This window comes from Bradyrhizobium forestalis, from assembly GCF_002795245.1.
In the GTDB taxonomy this organism is placed as follows: domain Bacteria; phylum Pseudomonadota; class Alphaproteobacteria; order Rhizobiales; family Xanthobacteraceae; genus Bradyrhizobium; species Bradyrhizobium forestalis.
The window spans coordinates 68,972-88,321 of the sequence record NZ_PGVG01000013.1 but is presented as its reverse complement, the minus strand read 5'-3'; the positions used below and the strand labels follow the sequence as shown (position 1 = coordinate 88,321).

Genomic DNA, 19,350 nt, shown 5'->3' with positions numbered 1-19,350 from the left:
TCCAAATGGCCCCGTACAGGATTGACTTCACCATCACCTTTGCTTCCTTCAGTCCCGCTTCGCGGCTCCGCGCAGCGCCCACGAGAGGAGGAGAAGTTCGTGAAGGTCATTCGTGTTGTTGCCATTGCACTGACGATCGGGATTGGCGCGGGATCGACGGCTATGGCCGACGGTTTCAAGGACTGCACCAAGCTCGACAAGGCGTCGTGGAAGCCGGCCAGCGAAGCCGAAGCCAAGGCGAAGGCGCTGGGCTATGAGGTGCGGCGCTCCAAGATCGAAGGCTCGTGCTACGAGGTCTACGGCGTCAAGGAAGGCAAGCTCTACGAGCTGTTCTACAGCCCCGAAGATCTCAGCCTGAAGCATACGATCGCCAAGTAGAATGCGTCGATCGCGCGACGCGATCTGCGCAAAGCAAGGCTTGAAGGTGGTCCCCGCTTGATCGAGCAAGCGCCAGACCCGCGCGGGGTGTCCGACCGGACCCCCGCTGAGCGAACCGCTCCGCGGATGATCGCGGTCTGGGACCTCCCGCTGCGCCTTTGGCACTGGGCTCTCGCGGCTGGCGTTCTGGCCGCGTGGTTCACGCCGACCGTCTATGACGGCCTTCACCGCGTGGTCGGCTATGCGGTGCTGGGGCTGCTCGCTTTTCGTCTCGTTTGGGGCTTCTGGGGAAGCCGTTATTCGCGCTTCCGCATGGTCGGCGTCAGGCTTCGCGCCTCGCCTCGCTATCTCTGGAATCTGCGTCGCGGCATCACCGGCCGCTATATCGGGCTCAACCCCGCCGGCACGCTGATGCTGGTCGCGCTGCTGGTTTCGCTCGCGGTCTCGACGATCACCGGCGCGATGTCGGTCACCGTCACCTTCTTCGGCGTGTGGTGGGTCGAAGACGCCCACCACTATTCATCGGATGCCGTCATCGTCCTGGTCGTGCTCCACGTCGCGGGCGTGGTGCTGATGGGAATCTTGCAGCGCGAGAACCTGATCCGCGCGATGATCACCGGACGCAAGCGCATCCGCAGCCTTCTCTAAGTTCGTTGCCGATCGTTGCGCGCCTTTCGTGTCCCCCAGGTCGGGCGCGATCACGCGGCGGTTTTACGCGCAAATGCGCGACAGGTCAGATTGTGCGGCCAACGTTTACCCGCTGGTAAGCATGCAATCAGGCGTTGCACAAAATTAACGCGAAGCACGTTTAGCCCATCCACCATCGACAGTATTGACGATGGAGCGAAATTGGATGTTCCGCGTTTTCTCCTGCCTTGCGGTCGAGCACGATTGGCGGCTCGTGGTGCTCGCTTGCCTGGTCTGCTTCGTTGCCAGCATTGTCGCCGTCAGCATCTTTCATCGTGCGATCGCGACGCGCGCGAGAACGCGGTGGATCTGGATCACCATTGCCGGCGCGGCCATCGGATACGGAATCTGGGCGACACATTTCGTCGCGATGCTCGCCTACGAGCCTGGCGTCACGACGGGCTATGGCATCGTGCTGACGGCGTCTTCTCTTGCCGCGGCAATGCTCCTGACCTCGGTCGGTTTCGGTGTTGCTGTCGGCACCTCCGGCCGGTGGCGCGCGGCGGCAGGGGGCGTCATCATCGGCGGCGGCATTGCCAGCATGCACTATCTGGGGATGTGGGCCCTTGAAGTGCCGGGTCGAGTCTCCTGGTCCATGGATCTCGTGCTCGTCTCGATCATCTTGGGCATGTGTCTCGGCTACGCCGCGCTGGCAGTTGCGCTCACCCATCAGGGCTATCGGGGCACGCTCGCAGCTGCAGTCCTGCTGACGCTGGCCATCGTGTCGCATCACTTCACGGCCATGGGTGCGGTGCAGATCACGCCAGATCCCACGCTCGCGACCGATACCCTCTCGCTTTCTTCGGCCTTCCTCGCGCTCGCTATCGCCGGTGTGGCCTTGTCCGTGCTGGGAATGAGCTTGATCGGCGTGCTGGCCGATCGTCGTCTGGCAACCAGAACCGCCAAGTTCGAAGAGATCATCAGCCAGCTTTCGGTCGCCCGGCAGCAACTCGAAGGCTCGCAGAACGAACTGCGGGAACAGAAGCTCAGGCTGGACACGGCCATCAACTACATGGTCGAAGGCCTCTGCATGTTCGATGCCGATAGACGGCTCGTCGTCTGCAACGAGCGTTATGCCCGACTCTATCAGCTGCCGCCGGAGCTGCTGCGGACGGGGACGTCGCACACCGACATCATCAGGCACCGTATCGCGAAAGGCATTCTCAAGGGCGATTCCAGCGAGGGTGCTGCCGAACGATTCATCTCGAAACTGGCGGCCTTGCCGTTCGATGCAGTCTCGAGCAGGATCGACGAGCTTGCGGATGGGAGGCTGATCTGCGTGACGCGACAGCCAATGGCCGGTGGCGGATGGGTGGCCACGCATCTCGATGTCACCGAGCAACGCCGGTCCGAGGCCAAGATCACCCATATGGCACAACACGACGCGCTGACCGATCTGCCAAATCGCGTGCTGCTCCGGGAACGGATGGAGCATGCGATTGCGGTGACGCGCAACGGCGGCCTCGATCTGGCCGTGCTCGTGCTCGACCTCGATCGCTTCAAGGAAGTCAACGACACGCTTGGACATCCGGCGGGCGACGCCCTGCTGCGCGCCGTCGCCGCGCGTCTGCGCGAATGCGTCACGGAAACCGCATTGATTGCCCGACTGGGCGGCGACGAGTTCGCCGTGATCGATTACGTGACCAACCCGGCCGTGGAGGCCGCTGCCCTGGCCGATAACATCAGAAAGGCGCTCTGCGAACCCTTCGATCTCGGCGATCACCGGGTCGCGGTGGGCACCAGCATCGGCATTGCCATCGCACCGCGCGACGGCAATGATTCCGACGTGATCCTGAAGAGCGCGGATCTCGCGCTCTACTCGGCCAAGAGCGGTGGGCGTGGTGCATTCCGCTTCTTCGAGCCGCAGCTTGACGAGCTCATGCATGCGCGACGCAACCTGGAGCGCGAGATGCGGGATGCGCTTGCCGGCCGCCAGTTCGAGCTTCACTACCAGCCGTTCGTCAGCGCTGCGACCGGCGAGACCTGTGGCTTCGAGGCCTTGCTGCGCTGGCATCACCCGCAGCGAGGCCTGGTTTCGCCGGGCGAATTCATCCCGCTTGCGGAGGAGACCGGCTTGATCGTGCCGCTGGGAGAGTGGGTCTTGAGGACCGCCTGCGCGGAAGCTGCCACATGGCCGGCATCTGTCAGGATCGCGGTCAACCTGTCTCCCGCCCAATTCAGGAGCAAGGAGCTCGTTCCGGTCATCGTCGGCGCGCTGGCGAGTTCAGGAGTCGCGCCGCACAGGCTCGAGCTCGAGGTCACGGAGACGGTGATCATGCATGACAGCGAAGCCGTCTTTGCGGTGCTCGCTCAGCTGCGCGAGCTCGGCGTGCGTATCGCCCTGGACGATTTCGGCACTGGCTATTCCTCGCTGAGCTTTCTGCAGAGATTCCCGTTCGACAAGGTCAAGATCGACCGCAGTTTCGTCGACGAACTCTCCAGCACACGGGCCGAGGCGCGCCATCTCGCGCGCGCAGTGGTTCGTTTCGCAGTCAGCCTCGGCAAGACGACGACCGCCGAAGGCGTCGAAACCGAGGAGCAGCTCGACATCCTTCGTGAGGAGGGGTGCGTCGAAACGCAGGGCTATTATTTCAGTCGGCCGATGCCTGCATCCGACATCGCCAGAATGCTGCGGCGGGACGAGGCAGCCATCCGCGCCGCGTGAGCCTTCAGACCCTCACTGCAGCGGCGGATCGCCGCTGGTGCGCTTCTTGGCGAGGTCCATCTCGGTGACCGCGATCAGGATCTCGGCGCGGGTCTTCAGGTCCGGCGCCTCCAGCATCGCCTGCTTCTCCGCGGGGCCATAGGGCGACATCATCGCCAGCGCGTTGACCAGCGCCTCATTGGGCGCGCTCTCGACGCCTTCCCAGTCGACCTTGAGATTGTTGGCCTTCAGGAAGTCGGCCAGCACCGCCAGCAGCGCCTCGCGATCGACCTCCTCCTCGCCCATGCGCGCGGTGAAGTCGTCGACGAAAGTGAAGAAGTCCACCTTGCACTGCCGATAGGCGGTGAGCACCTCGAGCTCCTCGACCACCTTGAAGCGCGAAACGCCGGTGAGCTCGAGGATGTAGCGGCCGTCGCCGGATTCGGCGAGCTGGGTGATGCGGCCGACGCAGCCGACGCGGAACAGTGCCGGCTTGTCGGAATCCTTCGGCGAGTGCGCCACGTCCGGCTGGATCATGCCGATCAGGCGATGGCCGTCGCGGAAGGAATCGTCGACCATCGCGAGGTAGCGCGGCTCGAAGATGTTGAGCGGCATCTGGCCGCGGGGCAGCAGCAGCGCGCCCGGCAGCGGAAATACCGGGATGATCTCCGGAAGGTCGGCGGGCCCGCGATATTCGATGTTGATCGGCATCTACCCGGTCCCCTGGCGTTGCTAGCGCATGATCCGGAAAAGTGTGGAGCGGTTTTCCGAACAGATCATGCTCAAAAGAGGGCCTTACGAAAACAGGATCGTCGACAAACGCTTGCGTCCCTCGACGGTCGCATCATCCGTGCCGCCCCAGGCCTCGAAGAACTGCACCAGCTGCTTGCGGGCGCCGTCGTCGTTCCATTTGCGGTCGCGCTTGACGAGCTCGAGCAGCTGCTCGGTCGCCGCCGCGCGATTGCCTTGCGCGTTGAGCGCGGTGGCGAGGTCGAAGCGGGCCTGATGATCGAGCGGGTTTGCGGCGACTTTCTGTTCCAGCTCGGTAATCGGGCCAAGCGATTTCGCCTGCTCGGCGAGATCGATTGCGGTCTGCACGGCCTTCACGGCCGGGTCGTTGCGCTTGGATTCCGGCACCATGGCCAGCGTCTGCTTGGCCTGCTCCATCGCGCCGGAGACAGCGTAGCACTTCGCAAGGCCCGCAAGCGCCGCGATATTGGTCGAATCGTGCTGGAGCGCCTCGGCATAGATCTGCGCCGCCGCCGCCGTGTCGCCCTCGGCGAGCACCGTTTCGGCCTCCTGCACGATCTCGGCGACGTTGACCTCGCCCGGCGCGGTGACGCCCTTGGTCAGCTTTTCGATGAAGGCGTTGAGCTGGCTCTCGGGCACGGCGCCCATGAAGCCGTCGGCCGGCTGGCCGTTGACGAAGGCGATGACCGCCGGGATCGACTGGATGCCCATCTGGCCCGGGATCGCCGGGTGCTGGTCGATGTTCATCTTGACCAGCTTGACCTTGCCCTTGGCCGCCTTGACCGCCTTTTCCAGGACCGGGGTGAGCTGCTTGCAGGGGCCGCACCACTCCGCCCAGAAATCGATCAGCACCGGCTGGCGCTTCGATTCCTCGATGACGTCCTTCACGAAGGTCTGGGTGGTGGTGTCCTTGATCAGGTCGGCCGCAGCCGGGCCCGCCGCTCCGTTACCCTGGTCGATGATCGTCACGGGATTCCCTCGTCATGTCTGGAATGGCGGCTCTTTAGCACGCCGCCACATCATATGCTTGTTTGTCGGCTCCTAAATTGGGCCGGGACGGCCGAATTTCAATCCAGGCGACCCGATTCGCCGGTTCCGGGTCCCTTTCGGGCGATTTCGTCGCATTCAGGGGCCATATGGGGCCTCAGATTGCGAATCTATGCCGCCGGTAGCTGTTGCATTCCCCTCCCGCTTTTGGCATACGACAGCCGTTGCCGGCGCGTCACGCGACCGACACAGGATGCGGGTGTAGCTCAGTGGTAGAGCACGACCTTGCCAAGGTCGGGGTCGAGGGTTCGAGCCCCTTCGCCCGCTCCAATTTTTCCCAGAGCATCCAGCCAAACCGGGTCGGGCCGTGGTTTTCCACGCCGCTGGCGGCTCTATTGGATCTCACATGACAATTCTGGTCACCGGCAGCGCAGGCCACCTCGGGGAGGCCATTCTGCGGACACTCCGTGGGCGCGGTTCGGCCGTGCGCGGGATCGATCTGAAGGCTTCGCCCTTCACCGATGCCGTCGGCTCGATCGTCGATCCGGATTTCGTGCGGGAGCAGATGGACGGCGTCACCGCCGTCATCCACACCGCGACGCTGCACAAGCCGCATGTGGCGACCCACTCAAAGCAGGACTTCGTCGACACCAACGTCACCGGCACGCTCAATCTGCTCGAGGCGGCCGCCTCCGCCGGCGTGAAGAGCTTCGTCTTCACCAGCACCACCAGCGCGTTCGGCTCGCAGCTGCGCCCCGACGCGGGACAGGCGGCGGTGTGGGTCACCGAGGATCTGCCGCCGGTGCCGAAGAACATCTACGGCACGACCAAGCTGATGGCCGAGAATCTCTGCGAGCTGTTCTTTCGCGAGCATGCCCTGCCGGTCGTCATCCTGCGGACCTCGCGCTTCTTTCCGGAGGACGACGATGATCCGGCGATGCGGTCGGCTTACGCGCTGGACAACGCGCAGGCCAACGAGCTGCTCTATCGCCGGCTGGATATCGCGGACGCGGTGAGCGCCCATCTGCTTGCCGTCGAGCGCGCGCCAAAAATCGGGTTCGCCCGCTATATCGTGTCGGCCACAAGCCCGTTCGCGCAACGCCATCTCGCCGCGCTCGCGCGCGATGCGGCGAGCGTCGTGCGCGAGCTCTATCCGGAGTGCGCGCAGCTCTATACGGCGCGCGGCTGGCGGCTCTTCCCCGCGATCGATCGCGTCTATGTCAACGCGCGCGCGCGGCGCGAGCTGGGCTGGCGGCCGGAATTCGACTTCGCACATGTGCTGCGCAGCCTGCGAGATGACCGCGATTTCCGCAGCACACTGGCGCGCGAGATCGGGTCGAAAGGCTATCATGACACGGTGTTCGACGATGGGCCCTACCCCGTCGCCCCGTAAGCGCCGCGACTGCCATTTTGCTCGACACTTCAAATGTCTGCCCGGTGTCACCGGGAGCGGACCAGTCTGGGCCGTTCTACTGTGCATGGGGTTGTTTTCGCGTTTTTGTATGAGCCACCCCTCGTGCCGCCCGGAAGCGATCCGCGCGCCCATTTGATTCCGCGCTGCAGCGAGGGCGTTGTCGTCGCGGCGTTCGCCCTTCATCGGCATTCCGTCTCGATTTTTTGGCGCACAGCCGCGCTGAACCCGGCGCGCTTCTCAGGGCTCGCAGATATGCTAACCTTTTTGCGTCTGTCGTCCCGACGGACTCAAAACTTCGCCTCTCGACTAGCAAAACAAAATAACGCGCAGCCCTGACGGCTGCCTTAGGGGAGTGACGCGATGACATCGATGTTCCATCGATCCGTGTTGGCGCTTGCAGCGATTGCCCTTCTCGCGGGGACCAGCGCGGGCAATGCGCAACAGCAGGACAAGAACAGGACGCTGAAGAAATACGAATCCGGCACCAAGGAGTTCTGGACCCATCCGCCGGACGACTGGTTCCTCGGCGACGAGACCGAGGCGCAGAAGGGCCTTGCGCCGCCCTCGGGTCCGCCGACCGGCGCCTCCGATTCCGAGCTCGCCAACATCATCAAGAAGGTCAAGCTGCCGCCGGGCTTCAAGATCGAGGTCTACGCCTCGGGCGTGCTGGCCGCGCGGCAGATGGCCTGGGGCGACCAGGGCACGCTGTTCGTCGGCTCGTTCGGCCTCGGCAACGTCTATGCCATCAAGGACAACAACGGAAAGAAGGAGGTCAAGACCGTCCTCAAGGGCCTGAACATGCCCACCGGTCTCGCCTTCAAGGACGGCGCGCTCTACGTCATCGCCGTCGACAAGCTGATCCGCTACGACAACGCCGAAGCCAATCTGGACAAGCTCGGCCAGGGCAAGGTTGTCTATGACGACATGCCGTCCTATGCCGCGCATGGCTGGAAGTACATCGCGGTCGACAAGGACGGCTGGTTCTACATTCCGTTCGGACCGCCCTTCAATATCGGCCTCCCGCCGACCAGCGTCTCGCAGATCCGGCGCGTCGATCCCAAGACCGGCAACGCCGAAATCTGGGCGCTCGGTGTCCGCAACTCGGTCGGCGGCGACGTCGATCCGCGCACCGGCAAGCTCTGGTTCACCGAGAATGCCCGCGACTGGGTCAGCGACGATCTGCCCTCGGACAAGCTGAACATGATCAGCAAGATCGGCGAGCATTTCGGCTATCCTTATTGCCATCAGGGCGACCTGCCCGATCCGAAGTTCGCGATGGGTCACAAGTGCTCGGAGTTCACTCCGCCGGTGGTGAAGCTCGGCGCGCATGTCGCTCCGCTCGGCATGAAGTTCTATACCGGCGACCAATTCCCCGCCGACTACAAGAACAACATCCTGATCGCCGAGCACGGCTCGTGGAACAGGCACAAATATCAGGGCGCGCGCATCGTCCGCGTGATCGTCGGGCCCGACGGCAAGAATCCCAAGCAGGAGATCTTCGCCTCCGGCTGGCTCGAGGGCGACCAGGGCTATCTCGGCCGTCCCGCCGACATCATTCTCGCCAAGGATGGATCGATCCTCGTTGCCGACGATTGGGCCGGCGCGATCTATCGCATCAGCTACAGCAAGAAGTAGCGCGACACGAGAAAGAGGCTGCGGGCCGGGTGACGGCCGCAGCCTCTTTTGCTTGTGACAGACCTGCAATGGAACACGTTCGTCATGCCCGGACTTGATCCGGGCGTCCATCAACCGAGAAACTTTTGCAAAAGGGATGGATTGCCGGGCCTACGCCCCGCCGAAGAGGCTTCGGCCTCGCAGGCGGGTCAAGCCCGGCAATGACAGCCGGAGAAATCAGTGATGCGGGTCGTTCGGTTCGGAATTCTGTCTGCGACGCTTCTGCTCGCATCTATCCCAGCCCAGGCCGCCGACAATGCCGCGATCAAGGAGAAGGCCGCCGCCTGCGCCGGCTGCCACGGTGAGAACGGCATCTCGCAGACAGAGAACATTCCCTCGCTCGCCGGTCAGCCCGATCAATTCCTGCAATGGCAGCTCGTGTTCTTCCGCGCCGGCTCGCGCAAGAACGACCAGATGCAGCCGATCGTCGAGCAGATCAGCAACGAGGACATCCGCAATTTCGGCGCCTACTTCGCCTCGTTGGCGCCGCCGAAGGGGGCGGAGGACAAGGACCCTGACCTGTCGAAGAAGGGCGCGCAGGTTGCCGCCGGCCGCCGCTGCGCCTCGTGCCATACGGATAGCTATGCCGGCACCAAGGCGGTTGCGCGGCTCGCCGGCCAGCGCGAGGAATACCTCGTCAAGGCGCTGCACGATTACAAAGCCGGCCAGCGCGTCGGCGGCGGCGTCGCCGCGATGGCCGACGTCGCCTATCACATGAGCGACGAGGAAATCACGGCGGTCTCCCACTATCTCGCGCATCTGCAGTAGCTCGGCTGCGAGCTCCAAACTCGGTGTCGTCCTGGACAAGCGCGCCTCAAGCGCGCGCAGATCCGGGACCCATAACCACAGGGTCAAGTTTGGCGAAGACTCGGAGTTGCCGGCGTGTCGCATAACCACGTCCTGTGGTTATGGGGCCCGGATCGGCGCGCTTGTCCGGGACGACGGCGGAGTGTGTGGCTCTACCCCGCCCGCTGCTTCTCATACGCCTTCAGATGCGTGTACGCGATGCGCAGCTTCGGCACCGGCACTTTGGCCGCATCGGCGCGCGCGATGAGATCGCCGATGACGTGATCGGCCTCGACCGGCAGGCCGGCCTTGATGTCGCGGAACATCGAGGCCGTCATCGGCGAACCCTCGGTGGTGAGGTTGCCCTTCACGCGCTCGAAGAATGGCCCGCCCGGCGGATAGCCCGACGCGGTGGCGATCGCGCTGGTCTCGTCCAGCATGCCGAGCAGGAAATCCCGACCGCCGGGAGCCGCAAGGATGCTGCCGACCGAGGCGCGCATCAGGCTGGTGGATGCCGCGAGCGAGGCGAGGAACACCCACTTCTCCCACATGTCCTGCATGATGTTCTGGCTTGCGGCGGCGCCAGTGATGCCGCTCTTGAAGGTTTCGTCGATCGCCTTCACCCGGTCCGACAGCTTGCCGTCGCGCTCGCCGTAATTGATCGACTGCATCGGCTGGAGCTGCACCACCTCGCGCTTCTCGTTCAGTGTCGCGGCGATGGCGCAGAGGCCGCCGAGCACGCGCTCCTTGCCGAACTTGCTATCCAGCGTGTCGAGGTGCTTCATGCCGTTGAGCATCGGAATGATGGCGGTGTTCGGTCCGACCGCCGCGGCGAACGACTTGATGGCGTCGTCGAGGTCGAACGCCTTGCAGCTCAAGAGCACGACGTCGAACTTGTCCTTGAGCGCGTCCGCCTGCACGGTCGGCGGATTCTTCAAGGTCACGTCGCCGTTCGGGCTCTTGATGACGAGGCCAGCGCCTGCAAGCTCGCTGGCGCGCCGTGGCCGGACCAGGAAAGTGACGTCGCGGCCGGCCTGCAACAGCCTGCCACCAAAATAGCCGCCGATGGCGCCGGCGCCGACCACGAGGATACGCATGGGACCTTCCTTGTTGTTGCTCTTGACGGTCTATCTATAGTCGTCATTGCGAGCGATGCGAAGCAATCCAGAATGTTGCCGCGATCACATTCTGTCGCTGGCGAATGCAGGGCTATCCGCCCAGCACCATCTCCTCGACCTCGCGCAGCTGCTCCTTGCCGAAGAACATCTCGTTGCCCACGAAGAAGGTCGGCGAGCCGAACGCGCCGCGGGCGACCGCCTCCTCGGTGTTCTTGATCAGCCTGCCCTTGACCTCGGGTTCCCCGGCGCGGGCGAACAGCTTTTGCGCATCGAGGCCGGAGGACGCCAGCGCCTTCGCCGCGACGTCAGGATCGTCCATCTTCTTCGGCTCGCGCCACATGTGGTGGAAGGCGGCATCGACGTATTTTTCGAACACGCCCTCGAGCTGCGCGGCGATCGCCGTGCGCATCAGGTTCAGCGTGTTGACGGGGAAGAACGGATTCATGACATAGGGCTGGACCTTGAAGCGCTTGACGAAGCGCGCGGTCTCGAGCGCCTGGAATTCGGGCTTGTTCCTGATGCCGGCCAGCGTCTCGGCCGGCGACTTGTTGTTGGTCGCCTTGAAGATGCCGCCGAGCAGGATCGGCACATATTCGAACTTGACGCCGATCCGCTGCTCGATCGCCGGAATCGCCAGATGGCTGAGATAGGCGTTCGGGCTGCCGAAGTCGAACAGGAATTGCGGGGCGGTGCGGGTCAATATCATTCTCCCTGACGTCGCTTTTCGACCATTGTGGCGCAGGCCGCGCCACAGGTCCACCGTTTAATGATGGTCATAATACTTTGAGAGTCAGACCAGACGGCGGATCGCCTGCTTGCGCCACACCAGGAGGTAATAGCCCATCTGCAAGACGAACATGGCGCAGAACACGATCGGGTAGGCAGCCCAGACCCCCTCAAGGCCGATCGCGCGGCTGAGGATCACCGCAGCCGGCAGCTCGATCGCGACAATCGCGAAGATCGACAGCAGCATCGGCGTGAAGGCGACGCCGGCCGCGCGCATCGCGCCGGAAAACACCGTGGCAAGGCCGAAAGGCACCGAGCTCCACAAGGCAATGTAGAGCAGCCCTTTCGCCAGATCGAGCACGGCGCCGTCGGTGATGAAGATGCCAAGCACCGCGCGCGGGGCCAGGTAAATCAGCGCCACCAGCCCGCCGGTCAGGACGAGATTGAACGCAAGGCCGGTGCGCACGATGCCGTCGAGCTGTGCCCTGTCGCCACTGCCGATCGCCTGCGCACCGAGAATCGAGACCGCGATCGAGATCGACATCGCCGTGAACTGTGTGTAGCCCATCACCTGGTTGACGGCGCCGTAGGCGGCCGTCGCGTTTGAGCCGAAGCCGTTGACGAGGCCGAGCAGCACCAGCTCGGCGATCGCCATCACCACCATGCCGATCGCGCTCGGCAGGCCGATGCCGAGGATCTTGCCGAGCACGGCGCGGTTCAGCCGTAGCTGAAGCAACAGCACCGCGTCCGGCGCGAGCGCGTGCTTCCTCCGCAGCAGATAGACCGCCAGCACGATCAGCGTCAGCGCGTTGGCGATCGCAGCCGCCCATGCCGGACTGGTGATGCCAGCCGGCGGCAATCCGAACGCGCCGCGGATCAGCAAGGGCGTCAGGATCAGGCCGACGGCGGTCGACAACGCCAGCGCCAGCAGCGGCGTCAGCGCGTCGCCGACACCGCGGATCATCGCGGTCATCACGAGGAAGACGAAGCCGAGCGGCATGGTCAGCAGCATGATGCGCGCGTAGGCGCTGGCCTCATCGAGAATGTCCGCCGGCGTGGCGAGCATGACCATCAGTTGCCGGCTGAAGAGCCCGCCAATCAGTGCAATCGAAGTCGACAGCAGCAAGCCAACTGCGAGTGTCGTGCCCACGATGATCTTGATCCGGCCGTGGTCGCCTGCGCCAAAGGCTTGCCCGATCAGCACGGTGGCGCCGGTGCTGAGGCCCATGACGAAGGCGAACAGGAAGAACATTACCGGGAAGAAGGCCGAGACCGCGGCGAGCGCGTCGACGCCGATCATCTGGCCGAGATAGACATTGCTGACAGTGCCGAACAGCGATTGCAGCGCGTTGCTCAGCATCAAGGGGGCGAGGAAGCGGAGGAATGTGGTCCAGAGCGGCTTTGCGGCGGGCATGGATCGGCCTTTCATCAGGGCGTGCGAAGCCGTTGCCGCGCAATGCGCGGCTCGGCCGTCGATGGGGCTATGAAGAGCAGTGCGCGGTTTAGGCGCGGTCGCTGTAGGCGAGCTTGACGATGTGGTCGCGGATATCAGTCGGCCAGTCGGCGATCAGCCCGGTGAAACGCCGCCGATCGTCCGCGAACAGCGCGCGCGAAGCTTCCTCGAACTGCGGCAAATTGCCGGCCATGGTCGACATGAAGTGGTAGGCCGCATCGCGCGCGTGGCGCTCGCGGTCCTTGTCGCCGCTCGCGCGCCTGGCTTCGTCGACGAGCTTGCGCAGCGCGACCGAGGCGCCGCCGGGTTGGGCGTTGAGCCACTCCCAATGCCGCGGCAGCAGCGTCACCTCGCGCGCGACCACGCCCAGTTTCGGCCGGCCGCGGCCGCGCGGCTCACTCGATGGTGCGGTCTCCTCAACCGGGGGCGGGAGAAGCTTCGCCAGGCGCGCCAGCACCTCGCGATCTCCGCCGCGCAGATCGAAGTCGATCGATCGGCCCGTGGCGTCCTCGAAGATGATGATGGCCTCCTCCGGCTGTGGCGCCACCCGCTTGACGACCAGCGCGACCTCTCCAGCCGGTCCGGACACCAGACGGCGGTGGCCTTGAAAGGCCGTGAAAATCTTCTGCATTGGAATCATTGCCATAATTGACGACGTTGGCCTTTAATACCCGGATAAATTATCGCCGTCAATATACCCGGGTGAAAATATCCGCACCCGATGGCTCGACATTGTGTTTCCGGGCTGGCACGAACGGCGCGGCTGATCGACCATGCCTAGCCCCGGGGACCCACGATGCTGACCGTTCACCACCTCAACAATTCCCGCTCGCAGCGCGTGCTGTGGCTGCTCGAGGAGCTGGGCGTTCCTTACGAGATCGTGCGCTACCAGCGCCAGCCCGACATGCGTGCGCCGAAGGAGCTGCGCGCCATCCATCCGCTCGGCAAGTCGCCCGTCATCACCGACAACGGCAACACCATCGCCGAGTCGGGCGCGATCATCGAATATCTCATCGCCACCTATGGCAACGGCCGGCTGATCCCACCGCCGGACACGCCGGAGCGGCTGCGCTACACCTATTGGCTGCACTATGCGGAAGGATCGGCGATGCAGCCGCTGCTGCTCAAGCTGCTGTTCACGCTGATGCCGAAGCGCGCGCCGGCACTGCTGCGCCCGCTGGTGCGCAAGGTCTGCAACCAGGCGCTGACTGCGCTGGTCAATCCGCAGCTCAAGCAGCACATGGACTATTGGGAAGGCGAGCTTGCCAAGAGCGAATGGTTCGCCGGCAGCGAATTCACCGCGGCCGATATCCAGATGAGCTTTCCGCTGGAAGCAGCCCAAGCGCGCGGCGGGCTTGAGCAGGGCCATCCCAAGGCGATGGCGTTCCTGGAGCGCATCCATGCGCGGCCGGCATATGCCAGAGCGCTGGAGAAGGGCGGGCCGTATCAGGTGGGGCGGTAGTCCGTTTCACCGTCATTCCGGGGCGCCCGAAGGGCGAACCCGGAACCTCGAAAATTGTGGCGCGGGATCCCGGGTTCGGCTCTTCGCGCCGCCCCGGGATGACACGTTAGTCCGCTTGCAACACGCGTCCGCGCGTCTCCGCCAGGGCAAGCCGGCGTGCTGTCGTGCCACGCAGAGAGAACGGGCTACTGCCCCGCCGCCTCCGCGCCGCGCGTGCGCGGATCGGCCGCGCCGAGCGGTCCGTTCGGCGTCACGAGAATCGAATTCGCCGATGTCTGCCCCATCGGCTCGACGACGAGGTGCCCCATCGTCTTCAGCTCGAGCAGCACGTCGTCGGGAAACCCGCGCTCGACGCGCACCTCATCCGGCAACCATTGGTGATGCAGCCGCGGCGCCGCGACGGCGGCTGCAACATCCATCTTGTAGTCGAGGACGTTCACGATCACCTGGAGCACAGTCGAGATGATGCGGCTGCCACCGGGCGAGCCCGTCACCAGTACCGGCTTGCCGTCCCGCAGCACGATGGTCGGGGACATCGACGAGAGCGGCCGTTTGCCGGGTCCGGGCAGGTTTGCCTCGAAGCCGACGAGGCCATAGGCATTGGAAGCGCCGACTGCCGCGGTGAAATCGTCGAGCTCGTTGTTGAGCAGCACGCCGGTGCCGTCGGCGACCAGGCCGACGCCATAGCTGAAGTTCAGCGTGTAGGTGTTGCTGACGGCGTTGCCGCGGGCATCGACGACGGAAAAATGTGTGGTGTTGCTGCCCTCACGCGGCGCGGCAGAAGCGGAGACGAGCTCCTTCGACGGCGTGGCGCGATCGGCGGAGATGCCCGTGCGCAGCTTGGCGGCGTAGTCCTTCGCGATGAGCGTCTCGATCGGTGCATTGACGAAGGCGGGATCGCCGAGATAGCGCGCGCGGTCGGCGTAGGCGCGCTTCATCGCCTCGATCAAGAGATGCAGCGACGCCGCCGATCCCTGCTTCAAATCGCCAAGCTGAAAGCCTTCGAGGATGTTGAGCGTCTCGATCAGCACCACGCCGCCGGACGATGGCAACGGCATCGAGACGATGTCATAGCCGCGATAGGTGCCGCGCACCGGCGTGCGGATGACCGGCTGATAGGCCTTGAGGTCGGCCGGCGTCATGATGCCGCCGGCATCGGTCACGGCCTTGGCGAGCTTCTCCGCGACTTCCCCCTCATAGAAGCCGCGCGGCCCCTGTGCGGCGACGGCCGACAATGTTTCGGCGAGATCGCCCTGCACCAGCCGGTCGCCTTCGCCCAGCGGCGTGCCATCAGGCCGCGAGAAGATCTTGGCCGAGGAAGGCCAGCGTGCCAGCCGCCGGTGCCAGGTAGGCAGCGTATCGGCCATGTCGTCGCTGACGATGAAGCCGTCGCGTGCGAGCGCGATGGCGGGCGCGAGCAGTTGCGCCAGCGTGAACTCGCCCGAGCCGTATTTGTCCAGTGCGAGTGCGAGACCCGCGACGGTACCGGGCACGCCGATGCCGAGCGCGGAATCGCGTGACTTCGTCGCGTCAGGCTTGCCATCGGCGCCGAGGAAGATCTGCGGTGTGGTCGCGGCCGGCGCGGTCTCACGATAGTCGATCGTGATGTCTTCATTGCGATCGGCGGAATGAATCACCATGAAGCCGCCGCCACCGATATTGCCGGCACGCGGGTAGGTCACCGCCATCGCAAAGCCGGTCGCGACCGCAGCGTCGACCGCATTGCCGCCGCGCCGCAGGATATCGGCGCCGATCCGCGCGGAGATCTTCTCCTGCGCCACCACCATGCCGTGCTCGGCGGCAACGGCGCGCACCATGTCGCGTGTGGGCGGGACATAGCCCCGCCGTGCATCCTGGGCGGTCGCGGGCAGGAGACCGAACGCCAGAGTGGCTATGACGGCGAGAAATGCCCGCCGTGTCGAATATGACGACATCATCAAATTTCCGTCGCGCGCTCGGGCCAGTTCACACCCGTCACGGTAATGCTATACGGTTTGGCCCGAGAGAGGCAAAACTGTTCGTGATGAGGCCTGCGTGATGACGACGATCGCCCCGGATGTGCGCGTGGCCAGCGCGCAGCCGATCTATCCGCCGCGCTCCGCCGTCGTCAGCTGGATCTTCTTCGATTGGGCCGCGCAGCCCTATTTCACGCTGATCACGACCTTCGTGTTCGCGCCCTATTTCGCGACCAGCGTTGCGCCAAATCCCGCCACCGGCCAGTCGCTGTGGGGCTTTGCGATGGCCGCGGCGGGCCTTTCGATCGCGCTGCTGTCGCCCGTGCTGGGGGCCATCGCCGATGCGGCTGGCCGCAGGAAGCCATGGATCGCTGGCTTCGGCGCGGTGCTGGTGCTGGCGTCCTGCACGCTCTGGATCGGCAAGCCCGGCGACTCCGCCGTCATTCCGTCGCTGCTCACCGCGGTGGCGCTCGCCAGCGTCGGTGCCGAGTTCGCCACCGTCTTCAACAATGCGATGATGCCGACCCTGGTGCCGCCGGAGCGGATCGGCCGGCTCTCCGGCACCGGTTGGGCCACGGGCTACATTGGTGGCATCGTCAGCCTGGTCATCGTGCTCGGCTTGCTCGCCGCCAATCCCGAGACCGGCCGCACGCTGCTCGGCTTGACGCCGTTATTCGGGCTCGATCCCGTCACGCATCAGGGCGACCGCGCCGCCGGGCCGCTGACCGGGCTGTGGTTCATCATCTTCGTGACGCCGATGTTCCTGTTCACGCCGGACTATCCGGCGAAGCGCCCATTGCGCGAGGCGCTGCGCGAGGGCCTGTCGGAGCTCAGGCAGTCGATCAAGAGCCTGCCGAGGCAGAAATCGCTCGCGGCATTCCTGCTCGCCAACATGATCTACACCGATGGTTTGGTGTCGCTGTTCGCCTTCGGCGGCATCTATGCAGCGGGCACCTTCGGCTGGCACACGATCCAGATCGGCACGTTTGGCATCATGCTCGCGATCGCCGGCGCGCTCGGCGCATGGCTCGGCGGCAAGCTCGATGATTTCCTCGGGCCCAAACGCGTCATCGCCGGCAGCCTGCTGCTCCTGCTGCTGTCGGTGGCGGCGATCCTGCTGGTCGACAAGGACAGCGTGCTGTTCGTCAAGGTCGCGCCGCCCCAGCCGGGGGCGGGCTTGTTCTCGCGCGCCGCAGAGCGCGCTTATCTGGTGCTGGGCTGCCTGATCGGTGCGGCCGGCGGGCCGTTGCAAGCCGCTTCGCGCACGCTGCTGATCCATCTCGCCCCGAAGGATCGCATCGCGCAGTATTTTGGTTTGTTTGCGCTGACCGGGAAGGTGACGTCCTTTATCGGACCGCTCTTGATCGGCATGATCACCGCGGTGACCGCGAGCCAGAAGGCCGGCATGGCCGTGCTGGTGGTGTTCTTCGTTGCGGGACTGGGGCTGTTGATGCGGGTGAAGGATTAGCCCGCAACTCGCCGTCATTCCGGGGCGCGCGAAGCGCGAGCCCGGAATCTATCGTGCAGCGTGTCACGTGGAGAAATGGATTCCGGGTTCGCGCCAAGTGGCGCGCCCCGGAATGACGGCGAGATCAGTGCCTGAAGTGCCGCGTTCCCGTGAACACCATGGCGATGCCGTGCTCATCGGCGGCCTTGATCACCTCGTCGTCACGCATCGAGCCGCCAGGCTGCACCACGGCGGTGGCGCCGGCTTCGATGCACGCGAGCATGCCGTCGGCGAACGGAAAGAACGCATCCGATGCCACGACCGAGCCCTTGGTGAGCGGCTCGGCGAGCTTCAGCTCGGCTGCGGCATCCTGTGCTTTGCGCGCCGCGATCCGCGCTGAATCAACCCGGCTCATCTGGCCCGCGCCGATGCCGACGGTGGCGAGATCCTTGGCGTAGATGATGGTGTTGGACTTGACGTGTTTTGCCACCCGGAACGCGAATTTGAGGTCACGCATTTCCGCGTCGGTCGGTGCGCGCTTGGTCACGACCTTGAAGGTCATGTCGTCGACCACGGCGTTGTCGCGGCTCTGCACCAGCAGGCCGCCGGCCACCGTCTTGGCGGTGAGGCCGGGCGCGCGTGGATCGGGCAGGCTGCCGGCGAGCAGCAGGCGAAGGTTCTTCTTGCCGGCGATGATGGCGATCGCTTCCTCGCTGGCATCGGGCGCGATGATGACCTCGGTGAAGATCTTGGTGATCTCCCGCGCGGTGTCGGCGTCGAGTGCGCGGTTCATCGCGATGATGCCGCCAAACGCGGACGTGGAATCGCAGGCCAGCGCCCTGCGATAAGCCTCGACAAGGTTCGGGCCTTCCGCGACGCCGCAGGGATTGGCGTGCTTGACGATGACGCAGGCGGCCGTGCGCTTGGCGTCGAACTCACCGATGCATTCATAGGCCGCATCGGTGTCGTTGATGTTGTTGTAGGAGAGCTCCTTGCCCTGCAGCTGCCGCGCGGTGGAGACGCCCGGGCGCTTGTCCGGAGTCGCATAGAACGCCGCGGTCTGGTGCGGATTCTCGCCGTAGCGAAGTGATTGAATGAGGCGGCCGCCGAAGGCGCGGAAGTCGGGCGCGTCGATCTCGAGCCGCCGGTTGAACCAGTTCGAGATCGCGGCGTCATAGGCCGCGGTGCGCGCATAGGCCTTTGCGGCAAGGCGCCGGCGAAGCGCAAGGGTGGTTGCCCCCTCGTTGCGGGAAAGCTCGTCGAGCACGGCCTGATAGTCCTGCGCCTCGACCACGACGGCGACATCGTCATGGTTCTTCGCGGCGGCGCGGATCATCGCGGGGCCGCCGATGTCGATATTCTCGATGCAGTCCTCGAAGCTCGCGCCTTTGTCGACGGTCGCTTCGAACGGGTAGAGATTGACGACCAGGAGATCGATCGGCGCGATCCCGTGCTTCTTCATCGCGTCCGCATGTTCGGTATTGTGGCGGATCGCCAGCAGGCCGCCATGCACCTTCGGATGCAGTGTCTTGACGCGACCGTCCATCATCTCGGGGAAGCCGGTGAGGTCGGCAACGTCCTTCACCTTGAGGCCCGTTGCGGCGATGGCTTTTGCGGTGCCGCCGGTTGAAACCAGCTCCACGCCGCGCGCAGCCAGCGCGCGGGCAAACTCGATCAGCCCGGTCTTATCGGAAACGGAAAGCAGCGCGCGGGTGACGCGGCGGGTCGTGTTGGTCATGGACAAGATCCTCTGTCTAAGGGAGTACCTATGCCCAGGCGCGCGGCTTCTATGTCCCGCGCTTCCCGATGGTGCTCCATCCAAGGTCGCCAGTCGCGCGAGCGAGGGCTCGATAGCAGCTTTTGGCCGTT

At 64.8% G+C, this 19,350-nt stretch carries 16 protein-coding genes, 1 tRNA gene and 1 riboswitch; of the genes, 9 read left to right on the top strand and 8 right to left on the bottom strand.

From position 1 onward, the window contains the following. The first annotated feature begins 99 nt into the window (after positions 1–99). The 3 genes from CVM73_RS17620 to CVM73_RS17610 all read left to right on the top strand — a co-directional run bounded on the left by CVM73_RS17620 (position 100) and on the right by CVM73_RS17610 (position 3,730). Entirely contained in the window at positions 100–378 is a 279-nt protein-coding gene (locus CVM73_RS17620; RefSeq protein WP_100233301.1) for a PepSY domain-containing protein, read from the top strand. A 57-nt stretch (positions 379–435) separates the two neighbouring features. Further along, complete coding sequence (locus CVM73_RS17615; protein WP_167406900.1) at positions 436–1,026, top strand: cytochrome b/b6 domain-containing protein; 591 nt, start codon at positions 436–438, stop codon at positions 1,024–1,026. A gap of 205 nt (positions 1,027–1,231) precedes the next feature. Further along, a complete protein-coding gene (locus tag CVM73_RS17610) occupies positions 1,232–3,730 on the top strand; it encodes an EAL domain-containing protein (protein ID WP_100233300.1) in 2,499 nt (832 codons plus the stop codon). A gap of 12 nt (positions 3,731–3,742) precedes the next feature. Here the strand turns inward: CVM73_RS17610 and CVM73_RS17605 are convergent, their stop codons facing one another. Further along, positions 3,743–4,420: an LON peptidase substrate-binding domain-containing protein gene (locus CVM73_RS17605; RefSeq protein WP_100233215.1), complete on the bottom strand. Its 678-nt coding sequence runs from the start codon at positions 4,418–4,420 to the stop codon at positions 3,743–3,745. Between the two features lie 84 nt (positions 4,421–4,504). Then, a complete protein-coding gene (gene trxA, locus CVM73_RS17600) occupies positions 4,505–5,428 on the bottom strand; it encodes a thioredoxin (protein ID WP_100233214.1) in 924 nt (307 codons plus the stop codon). 273 nt (positions 5,429–5,701) lie between these two features. Between trxA and CVM73_RS17595 the strand changes: the two genes are divergently transcribed. The 4 genes from CVM73_RS17595 to CVM73_RS17575 all read left to right on the top strand — a co-directional run bounded on the left by CVM73_RS17595 (position 5,702) and on the right by CVM73_RS17575 (position 9,302). Next, a tRNA-Gly gene (locus tag CVM73_RS17595) sits at positions 5,702–5,776 on the top strand. A 76-nt stretch (positions 5,777–5,852) separates the two neighbouring features. Continuing rightward, the gene (locus tag CVM73_RS17590) at positions 5,853–6,839 is read left to right on the top strand and encodes an NAD-dependent epimerase/dehydratase family protein (protein ID WP_167406899.1); all 987 of its coding nucleotides are present in this window, start codon (positions 5,853–5,855) and stop codon (positions 6,837–6,839) included. Positions 6,840–7,220: 381 nt separating this feature from the next. After that, positions 7,221–8,495: a PQQ-dependent sugar dehydrogenase gene (locus CVM73_RS17580; protein WP_100233212.1), complete on the top strand. Its 1,275-nt coding sequence runs from the start codon at positions 7,221–7,223 to the stop codon at positions 8,493–8,495. A gap of 222 nt (positions 8,496–8,717) precedes the next feature. Next, on the top strand, positions 8,718–9,302 hold the full coding sequence (locus CVM73_RS17575; protein ID WP_100233211.1) for a c-type cytochrome: 585 nt from the start codon (positions 8,718–8,720) through the stop codon (positions 9,300–9,302). 191 nt (positions 9,303–9,493) lie between these two features. Here CVM73_RS17575 and panE read toward each other — a convergent pair whose 3' ends face one another. The 4 genes from panE to CVM73_RS17555 all read right to left on the bottom strand — a co-directional run bounded on the left by panE (position 9,494) and on the right by CVM73_RS17555 (position 13,263). Continuing rightward, positions 9,494–10,417, bottom strand: a complete 924-nt coding sequence (gene panE, locus CVM73_RS17570; protein ID WP_100233210.1) for a 2-dehydropantoate 2-reductase — start codon at positions 10,415–10,417, stop codon at positions 9,494–9,496. 112 nt (positions 10,418–10,529) lie between these two features. Beyond that, positions 10,530–11,144: a 2-hydroxychromene-2-carboxylate isomerase gene (locus CVM73_RS17565; RefSeq protein WP_167406898.1), complete on the bottom strand. Its 615-nt coding sequence runs from the start codon at positions 11,142–11,144 to the stop codon at positions 10,530–10,532. 84 nt (positions 11,145–11,228) lie between these two features. Further along, entirely contained in the window at positions 11,229–12,578 is a 1,350-nt protein-coding gene (locus CVM73_RS17560) for an MATE family efflux transporter (RefSeq protein WP_245452322.1), read from the bottom strand. A gap of 88 nt (positions 12,579–12,666) precedes the next feature. Continuing rightward, a complete protein-coding gene (locus tag CVM73_RS17555; RefSeq protein ID WP_100233207.1) occupies positions 12,667–13,263 on the bottom strand; it encodes a DUF2239 family protein in 597 nt (198 codons plus the stop codon). Between the two features lie 150 nt (positions 13,264–13,413). Here CVM73_RS17555 and CVM73_RS17550 point away from each other — a divergent pair, with 150 nt between their 5' ends. Continuing rightward, complete coding sequence (locus tag CVM73_RS17550) at positions 13,414–14,079, top strand: glutathione S-transferase family protein (protein WP_100233206.1); 666 nt, start codon at positions 13,414–13,416, stop codon at positions 14,077–14,079. A 185-nt stretch (positions 14,080–14,264) separates the two neighbouring features. Here CVM73_RS17550 and ggt read toward each other — a convergent pair whose 3' ends face one another. Next, positions 14,265–16,016, bottom strand: coding sequence for a gamma-glutamyltransferase (ggt, locus tag CVM73_RS17545; RefSeq protein WP_100233205.1), 1,752 nt, complete (start codon positions 16,014–16,016; stop codon positions 14,265–14,267). A gap of 100 nt (positions 16,017–16,116) precedes the next feature. Here ggt and CVM73_RS17540 point away from each other — a divergent pair, with 100 nt between their 5' ends. After that, positions 16,117–17,502: an MFS transporter gene (locus CVM73_RS17540; protein ID WP_100233204.1), complete on the top strand. Its 1,386-nt coding sequence runs from the start codon at positions 16,117–16,119 to the stop codon at positions 17,500–17,502. Between the two features lie 124 nt (positions 17,503–17,626). On the opposite strand, the gene purH is transcribed toward CVM73_RS17540, so the two are convergent. Further along, positions 17,627–19,219, bottom strand: coding sequence for a bifunctional phosphoribosylaminoimidazolecarboxamide formyltransferase/IMP cyclohydrolase (gene purH / locus CVM73_RS17530; RefSeq protein ID WP_100233202.1), 1,593 nt, complete (start codon positions 19,217–19,219; stop codon positions 17,627–17,629). Between the two features lie 25 nt (positions 19,220–19,244). Beyond that, a riboswitch (ZMP/ZTP riboswitch) is annotated at positions 19,245–19,326 on the bottom strand. Positions 19,327–19,350 lie beyond the last annotated feature (24 nt).

What these genes read in the sequence shown, in the direction of transcription:
- CVM73_RS17610 (WP_100233300.1), top strand. Translation starts at nt 1,232, where the DNA reads ATGTTCCGCGTTTTCTCCTGCCTTGCGGTCGAGCACGATTGGCGGCTC.
- CVM73_RS17605 (WP_100233215.1), bottom strand. Translation starts at nt 4,420, where the DNA reads ATGCCGATCAACATCGAATATCGCGGGCCCGCCGACCTTCCGGAGATC.
- CVM73_RS17590 (WP_167406899.1), top strand. Translation starts at nt 5,853, where the DNA reads ATGACAATTCTGGTCACCGGCAGCGCAGGCCACCTCGGGGAGGCCATT.
- CVM73_RS17580 (WP_100233212.1), top strand. Translation starts at nt 7,221, where the DNA reads ATGACATCGATGTTCCATCGATCCGTGTTGGCGCTTGCAGCGATTGCC.
- CVM73_RS17575 (WP_100233211.1), top strand. Translation starts at nt 8,718, where the DNA reads ATGCGGGTCGTTCGGTTCGGAATTCTGTCTGCGACGCTTCTGCTCGCA.
- panE (WP_100233210.1), bottom strand. Translation starts at nt 10,417, where the DNA reads ATGCGTATCCTCGTGGTCGGCGCCGGCGCCATCGGCGGCTATTTTGGT.
- CVM73_RS17565 (WP_167406898.1), bottom strand. Translation starts at nt 11,144, where the DNA reads ATGATATTGACCCGCACCGCCCCGCAATTCCTGTTCGACTTCGGCAGC.
- CVM73_RS17560 (WP_245452322.1), bottom strand. Translation starts at nt 12,578, where the DNA reads ATGCCCGCCGCAAAGCCGCTCTGGACCACATTCCTCCGCTTCCTCGCC.
- CVM73_RS17555 (WP_100233207.1), bottom strand. Translation starts at nt 13,263, where the DNA reads ATGGCAATGATTCCAATGCAGAAGATTTTCACGGCCTTTCAAGGCCAC.
- CVM73_RS17550 (WP_100233206.1), top strand. Translation starts at nt 13,414, where the DNA reads ATGCTGACCGTTCACCACCTCAACAATTCCCGCTCGCAGCGCGTGCTG.
- ggt (WP_100233205.1), bottom strand. Translation starts at nt 16,016, where the DNA reads ATGATGTCGTCATATTCGACACGGCGGGCATTTCTCGCCGTCATAGCC.
- CVM73_RS17540 (WP_100233204.1), top strand. Translation starts at nt 16,117, where the DNA reads ATGACGACGATCGCCCCGGATGTGCGCGTGGCCAGCGCGCAGCCGATC.
- purH (WP_100233202.1), bottom strand. Translation starts at nt 19,219, where the DNA reads ATGACCAACACGACCCGCCGCGTCACCCGCGCGCTGCTTTCCGTTTCC.